Below are 4,311 nucleotides of genomic sequence, written 5' to 3' on the forward strand. Positions count from 1 at the left end.
ACTTCCAGATTTCTTTATAAATATTTAAACTTTAGAAAATTATCTACTTTAGTTTGGAGGTAAAATGAGTATTTCTTGCAGTAGTTCGCTCGGATGGTAGAGGGACATTTGTATCCTATGCCCCTAAACTAGAACCGTCAGATGATATAGTTATCCTCTTATGTTGTCCTGTCAGCACCCCCTTCTTCGTGTTCTTGTTGTTGATGACCACGAGCTGACTCGTTTTAGCCTGAAATTAGCATTCCAGAGTCAGGCAAACATCGAGTTAGTCGGATTGGCTAGTAACGGTCAAGAAGCCGTTGAGATGGTCGAGCGTCACCGCCCTGATGTGATTATCCTCGATCTCCAAATGCCAGTATTAGACGGTTTGAGCGCATCAACGCAGATCAAGCACATCGATCCGCACGCTCAGATTATTGCCTATTCCTCAGTCGAAGACCCGCAGATTGAGGTAATGAGCCAAACTGCCAGAATTGATGCTTTTTGTAAAAAAGACACCGCTACTCAAGAGCTGATTGCTCTAGTCAAGCAGCTAGGGCAGCGGGCAGTCAGTCATTAGAAAGGGGCGCAATTAGTGATTGGCGTCCTTGCCGTAGCCTCTTGGCTAGAGTTCAGCTCGGCAAGGCGTTAGTTTCTAGTTGGCATCTGCCTCTGGGAAGGTGCGCCGAAATTCATCAATCAGGTCATCAATTTCTTCGAGTGCCTGATTAACATCAATTCGTAGAGTTCCCAGGTTTGGTTCCTCCAGGAGCCTTACCAGCGACTCACGCTTGAGTTCAATCTGGCTAATCCATTGCTTGAGTGTTTGTGGGTCCATTGTTTGCTTCCTCTGTCGATTATTTATTTACAATAATTAATCCTAGCGAAGGAAAGGAGGACGTTTCGGATCGGTAGGCTTATTTTTAATCACTTCAGAAATAAACCGCTTCAGCGCCTTCTCCCGATTTTTCATAAAAGCCGACCAAAATCCTGGTTGAAACTCATCCATTGTTTTAGCTAAAGCCCAAACATCTACAGCCAAGATGTTATAAAGCGTTTCATCTTCCTGCTTCAGCGTTTTGAGTTGATCCAGGATGGCTTTACTCTTTTTTGTAGCCCCGGAATTGTCTTCTTGAATCATTTTATTATCTCGGTTATGAATTGATGGCGGCGGACAACAGCGACTTATTTTGATAATAGGGGTTCCTTTTGTAAACGCCCTGAGTTATGAATTACCGTTGGTTGATGGGCTACTTTACAGACTCTGCACTCATTCGTCAAGGGCTATCAAATTAGCGAGACTTCTTCAGCTTCGTGCTTCCCAATCGCGACCCAAAGCAAGGCACATAGTTTTAACAAAAATCTCACCCATACTAGAGATGTTACCCAGTGCCAAGGATAATAAAGCTGAAGAGATTGTCAATTGGGTATCCTAATTAAAATGTTACGTCAAACTTCTTTGGGAACGTTGGGTTTAAGTGTTGGTGGCGTTTTATTTCTGGCGGGACTGGTCGCTTACGTTACCGACAACCCAACGCTGAATCTAGCCGGATTCTTCTATGGGGTTCCTCTGTTGCTGGGAGGGCTTGCCCTCAAAGCCTCAGAACTTACGCCCGTACCATTCAGCAAACCGACTTCCAAGGACATACTGGCACTCCGAGAACAGCAAGCAACCGCAACTCAAAACCAAATTCGTCTAGATGTCACCCGCTATCGCTACGGTCAAGATGCTCATCTCGATAGCTCTTTGAGCAGCTTGGGGCTGAGTCCAACCGATGAAGAAAGACCTGTGCTAACAGGATTACACGAAACTGCGATCGATGGGGCTTACGCTTTAGTGTTGGAATTTGAGTCGCCGCTCTTCCCTCTAGAGGTTTGGCAACAGAAGCGGGAGAAAATAGAAGGGTTTTTTGGCCCTGGTGTGCGCGTAACCGTGACTCAACCAGCTGAACAACGTGTTGATGTGGCGCTAATTGCTACACCCTAAACGTAGGGGCGGAGGAACTCCGCTCTTATTTTTCTAAACGCACGACATACCACTGTAAAAATTGTCCTGGCCCCATATCTAATTCGCAGGACGTTTCTAGCAGGTATTCAGCTTGAGCTTCTACTGAAGGAAATTTTTGCAAATCTGGCGGTAGGTTATCTTGACGAGTTGCCAAAATTGCCTTCAGTTTTTCTAACATTTCTGCGGGAGTGAGGAATTGCTCTGGTTGGTTGGGTTCCAGAACAACGAAGGCATCTTGTCGATACATCAAGGAATCTGGCATTTTAAGTTTTTTCCCAAAGAAGACATCTTGCACAAGTGTATCGTCCTTGACGATAGCTAAAAAGATGACATTGTCCAATTAGGAGATGGTTTTTTCTAGGGGCAATCTACTGAAGGCTTGTCTCGAAAATAAATAGTTTTTCAAGGTGCAACGCCAAAAAAATAGCCGCTGAGTGGAGGGTAGGATTCTACTGAAGACCACTCAGCGGTTAGATAACTAAATTAGGCTATTGTTTCTTACCCAGGCTCAAGACCCTTCAGGAAGGCAAGGGCAAGATTAGTTCACGTTGGCGTGGTTGGCTTCAGGAGTTGACTGACTGGTCAATTCTGGAGTCGTATTGGTGCTTCCTAAATTGAGTTTGACGACGGTACGCGGCGCTTCCGTGACTTTCGGCAGGGTTAATGTCAGGATGCCATTCTGGAAGTCAGCCTTGGCTTGGTCATTCTGAATCGGCACTGGTAGAGGAATCACCCGCTGGAAGCTACCATAGCGGAACTCGGAGCGGAAGAAGCCTTTTTCTTCATTCTTCTTCTCAAAGCGATGTTCGCCGCTAATGGCGATCGCTTCACGAGTGATTTGGACATCAATGTCCTTGCCTTCTACGCCTGGAATTTCAGCCCGCAGGATCAGATGGTCTTCAGTGTCTTGGAGTTCAATGGCAGGCTTCCAAGTTGTGCTGTACTGGCGAGAAGCTACGCGATCGCTTCCGGCAAGTTCATCAAACATTTGATCCATTTGACGACGTAGAGTTTCCATTTCTTGGAAGGGTTGCCAACGAATCAGTGCCATAAAACAGTTACCTCCAATTTGCAGTGACTAAATGCTTGAATTGAAATTTGTTCAATGGGATGAAGCTTTTAGTTCCCACGTTTTTATAATGTCAAAACAGTCTGGTTACGTCAGTGAGGAAAACCGAATTGCCTTTTGGGGGATTTTCCCGACTTCTAGAAGAAGGCGAAAAAATAACCGCCTTGCTGATGCTCAGCGGTTGAGTGGTTAAACTAAGAAGTTTTCGCGGCTACGGATTAACCGAAAATTATCTGGATTAATCCCAGACGCTAGCCGGTTCAGCACTCTCAGTTGCTTCGGGCTTCTTCGTGTCAGCAACGGGTGCGTCAGTGACTTCTGGAGCCGCACTGGTACTATCTGCTAGATTGAGCTTGACTACGCGATCGCGAACTGACGTTACTTTGGGCAGCGTCAGCATCAGGACGCCATCCTTAAATTCAGACTGGACGCGATCGTTGTGAATCGCAACAGGCAGGGAAATTACTCGCTGAAAGTTTCCGTAGCGGAACTCAGAACGGACGTAACCGCCTTCTTGTTCTTTCTTTTCGTAGCGGCGTTCGCCTGTAATAACAACCGCTTCACGAGAAATGCGGATATCAAGGTCTTTGGCTTCGATGCCAGGAATTTGTGCCCGCAGGATTAGGCTGTCCTCTGTATCTTGCAGCTCAATCGCAGGCTTCCAGGTGATTGGAGCATCCCGATTAACGCTTGCCAGTTCGTCAAACATTCGATCCATTTGACGGCGCAGGGTTGCCATTTCTTGAAAAGGTTGCCAACGAATCAGTGTCATAGTCGATTCCCAAGGGTTAAAACTTCTCTGTGTCGAACGCTGGAATTGAATTTTGTTCAACTGAGTTAAGCCTTTCGTTCACACTTCTTTATGATGTCGAAGGCACCCCAGCTTTGCCGGTGAGGCAAACCGCCTTGAGACAGAGGGATTTCCCCGCCTTTGTCGGAAAGTCGCAATTAGGGGCAATCTATTACAGAGTTTGAAGTTCTGTGGCCTTTTGCAGAGGCGTCTATGCGCCTGCGGTAAACTAAGCCTTGATTCTAGTGTCATTAGTAGAGAACACTCAGAAAGGAGCCGTTTTTCGATGTCTCATACCGTTAAAATCTATGACACCTGCATTGGATGCACCCAATGCGTTCGCGCTTGCCCAACGGACGTCCTAGAGATGGTTCCCTGGGATGGCTGTAAAGCCCAACAGATTGCCTCATCTCCTCGGACTGAAGATTGTGTAGGTTGCAAGCGGTGCGAAACTGCCTGTCCTAC

Annotated in this window: 9 protein-coding genes; 4 read left to right on the plus strand and 5 right to left on the minus strand. The window is 46.5% G+C overall.

What is annotated here, in order from left to right; genetic code table 11:
- Positions 1–160 precede the first annotated feature (160 nt).
- Positions 161–559, plus strand: coding sequence for a response regulator transcription factor (locus tag H6F50_RS08555; RefSeq protein WP_190428355.1), 399 nt, complete (start codon positions 161–163; stop codon positions 557–559).
- Positions 560–634: 75 nt separating this feature from the next.
- Here the strand turns inward: H6F50_RS08555 and H6F50_RS08560 are convergent, their stop codons facing one another.
- Together H6F50_RS08560 and H6F50_RS08565 are read right to left on the minus strand one after the other, a co-directional pair.
- Positions 635–817, minus strand: a complete 183-nt coding sequence (locus tag H6F50_RS08560; protein ID WP_190410508.1) for a hypothetical protein — start codon at positions 815–817, stop codon at positions 635–637.
- A 42-nt stretch (positions 818–859) separates the two neighbouring features.
- Entirely contained in the window at positions 860–1,120 is a 261-nt protein-coding gene (locus H6F50_RS08565) for a hypothetical protein (protein ID WP_190428356.1), read from the minus strand.
- A gap of 300 nt (positions 1,121–1,420) precedes the next feature.
- Between H6F50_RS08565 and H6F50_RS08570 the strand changes: the two genes are divergently transcribed.
- Positions 1,421–1,966 carry a DUF2854 domain-containing protein gene (locus H6F50_RS08570; protein WP_190428357.1) on the plus strand — a complete coding sequence of 182 codons (546 nt, stop codon included), beginning with the start codon at positions 1,421–1,423 and terminating at the stop codon, positions 1,964–1,966.
- Between the two features lie 25 nt (positions 1,967–1,991).
- On the opposite strand, the gene H6F50_RS08575 is transcribed toward H6F50_RS08570, so the two are convergent.
- Both H6F50_RS08575 and H6F50_RS08580 read right to left on the minus strand, forming a co-directional pair.
- The gene (locus H6F50_RS08575; RefSeq protein ID WP_190410511.1) at positions 1,992–2,249 is read right to left on the minus strand and encodes a chlororespiratory reduction protein 7; all 258 of its coding nucleotides are present in this window, start codon (positions 2,247–2,249) and stop codon (positions 1,992–1,994) included.
- 276 nt (positions 2,250–2,525) lie between these two features.
- Complete coding sequence (locus H6F50_RS08580; RefSeq protein WP_190428358.1) at positions 2,526–3,038, minus strand: Hsp20/alpha crystallin family protein; 513 nt, start codon at positions 3,036–3,038, stop codon at positions 2,526–2,528.
- 88 nt (positions 3,039–3,126) lie between these two features.
- On the opposite strand from H6F50_RS08580, the gene H6F50_RS27540 reads away from it, so the two are divergent.
- Positions 3,127–3,249 (plus strand): hypothetical protein, encoded by a 123-nt coding sequence (locus H6F50_RS27540; RefSeq protein ID WP_277879326.1) that lies wholly within the window; start codon positions 3,127–3,129, stop codon positions 3,247–3,249.
- Between the two features lie 45 nt (positions 3,250–3,294).
- On the opposite strand, the gene H6F50_RS08585 is transcribed toward H6F50_RS27540, so the two are convergent.
- A complete protein-coding gene (locus H6F50_RS08585; RefSeq protein ID WP_190410513.1) occupies positions 3,295–3,828 on the minus strand; it encodes an Hsp20/alpha crystallin family protein in 534 nt (177 codons plus the stop codon).
- Between the two features lie 304 nt (positions 3,829–4,132).
- Between H6F50_RS08585 and psaC the strand changes: the two genes are divergently transcribed.
- Positions 4,133–4,311, plus strand: a 179-nt coding sequence (gene psaC / locus H6F50_RS08590) for a photosystem I iron-sulfur center protein PsaC (protein ID WP_190428359.1), incomplete at its 3' end; no start/stop codon positions are given.

Source organism: Coleofasciculus sp. FACHB-712, assembly GCF_014695635.1.
Classification (GTDB): Bacteria; Cyanobacteriota; Cyanobacteriia; order Cyanobacteriales; family FACHB-T130; genus FACHB-T130.

What these genes read in the sequence shown, in the direction of transcription:
- H6F50_RS08580 (WP_190428358.1), bottom strand. Translation starts at nt 3,038, where the DNA reads ATGGCACTGATTCGTTGGCAACCCTTCCAAGAAATGGAAACTCTACGT.
- H6F50_RS27540 (WP_277879326.1), top strand. Translation starts at nt 3,127, where the DNA reads ATGTCAAAACAGTCTGGTTACGTCAGTGAGGAAAACCGAATTGCCTTT.
- H6F50_RS08575 (WP_190410511.1), bottom strand. Translation starts at nt 2,249, where the DNA reads ATGCCAGATTCCTTGATGTATCGACAAGATGCCTTCGTTGTTCTGGAA.
- H6F50_RS08585 (WP_190410513.1), bottom strand. Translation starts at nt 3,828, where the DNA reads ATGACACTGATTCGTTGGCAACCTTTTCAAGAAATGGCAACCCTGCGC.
- H6F50_RS08570 (WP_190428357.1), top strand. Translation starts at nt 1,421, where the DNA reads ATGTTACGTCAAACTTCTTTGGGAACGTTGGGTTTAAGTGTTGGTGGC.
- H6F50_RS08560 (WP_190410508.1), bottom strand. Translation starts at nt 817, where the DNA reads ATGGACCCACAAACACTCAAGCAATGGATTAGCCAGATTGAACTCAAG.
- H6F50_RS08555 (WP_190428355.1), top strand. Translation starts at nt 161, where the DNA reads ATGTTGTCCTGTCAGCACCCCCTTCTTCGTGTTCTTGTTGTTGATGAC.
- H6F50_RS08565 (WP_190428356.1), bottom strand. Translation starts at nt 1,120, where the DNA reads ATGATTCAAGAAGACAATTCCGGGGCTACAAAAAAGAGTAAAGCCATC.